This window comes from Proteiniphilum sp. UBA5463 (assembly GCF_002427225.1).
GTDB classification, from domain to species: domain Bacteria; phylum Bacteroidota; class Bacteroidia; order Bacteroidales; family Dysgonomonadaceae; genus Proteiniphilum; species Proteiniphilum propionicum.
In genome coordinates, this window is record NZ_DIQL01000012.1 from 1 (window position 1) to 1,634 (window position 1,634).

The following is a 1,634-nucleotide window of genomic DNA, read 5'->3' on the forward strand; positions in this document are numbered from 1 at the left end:
AGTTCATTCCAACCGGGGGGAGAAATTGAAAAGTCTTTTGATGGTGATATGAACACCCTTTACCATTCATCATGGAACAACTCAGGTAGCAATTATTTCCCTATTACGCTGGAATACTTTTTCGAGAATCAGGAAAGTATAGATTATATTGTCTATTACCCCCGGACGTCAGGCCCAAATGGTCTTTTCAAAGAGGTTGAGATTTGGGTAGCAACAGAAGATAAGCCCTCTTACATAAAAGCGATGGATTATGATTTTCAGGGTGTATCGTCTCCTACTAGAGTATCGTTCGAAAAAACCCTGGTAAAACCCAAATCAATTAAATTTGTAGTTAATTCGGGTGCCGGTGATGGACAAGGTTTTGCCTCATGTGCCGAGATGGAGTTTTATCGCACCAACCCTGACAATACCAATCCTCTCACGCTATTTACCGATCTTACTTGTACGCAACTCAAGGCCGGCATTACAATGGATGAGATAGAAAAGGTATCTAACAACCTCTACCGCAATATCGCTCTTTATATGCTGAAAGGAACCTATCCACGGGAGTTCCGCATACAAGACTACCGTGCCTGGCCACATCCTGACGATTGGGCAAGAGTGAATAAAACATCCACCTTGAGCTTACTGGATAACCCCACCGGAATTTCTGTTTCGGAAAACGAGGAAATGGTGGTTTTTGTAGGTGATACCGGAGGATATCCTTTGAGCTTGAAAATTCAAAACCTGAATAGTCCCGGTAAAGATGGCTATAATAATGCATCTTTTTATCCGCTTTCTCCGGGGGTGAATAAATTGAAAGTCCGCAACAAAGGCCTGGTTTATCTGTTCTATCATACGCCCGATTGGCAAACCGCACCTCAGGTAAAAATCCATTTCGCCACCGGGAAAGTGAACGGTTATTTCGATTCGCAAAAGCATCAGGCGTCAGACTGGCCGCGACTGCTCAGCGCGGCAGTTGATGATTATTTCGATCTATTGGGTGAACATGCCCATCTGACATTCCCGACAAACGATTTGAAAACCTATGCAGCTGACAACGGTGATAAACTGATCAATGCTTACGACGATTTGGTCCGCATGGAAAAAGAGTTCATGGGACTGATGAAGTATAATAGGCCGACTGTTAACAGAGCCTATTTCCATGCTATGTATACATCGTATATGTATTCCACTTCATACCGGACAGCATACAATGTGAGTGGAGCAGATGTAAAGAGAGCCATTCTCGACCTGAAACAGTTTAAATTATCTCCCTGGGGGCCGGCACATGAAACGGGGCATACGTTTCAAACCCGTCCCGGCTTTAAATGGCACGGCATGACGGAAGTGACCAATAACGTGCACTCTCTCTACGTGCAGACTCAATGGGGGAATGCTTCACGGTTGGAGTCAGAGAATATGGGGCGTTATAATAACCGTTATGAGAATGCTTACCATAATTCTTTTGTGAAAAAGGCAGCTCATCCCGGCGAGGGAGACGTATTCTGCAAACTGGTCCCGCTTTGGCAGTTACAGCTCTATTTTGCCAATGCAAGGGGGAATGCCGATGTGTATAAAGATTTGTACGAAAAAATCCGTACATCGCCCGATAAGTCCACGCCGGGCGAGCAACAACTGGAATTTACCAAAAT

Annotated in this window: 1 protein-coding gene; it reads left to right on the forward strand. The window is 44.6% G+C overall.

Annotated elements, in window-relative coordinates; all coding sequences use genetic code 11:
* The coding region (locus B3B27_RS02560; protein WP_286846785.1) for a M60 family metallopeptidase at positions 1-1,634 on the forward strand (1,634 nt) is incomplete at both ends.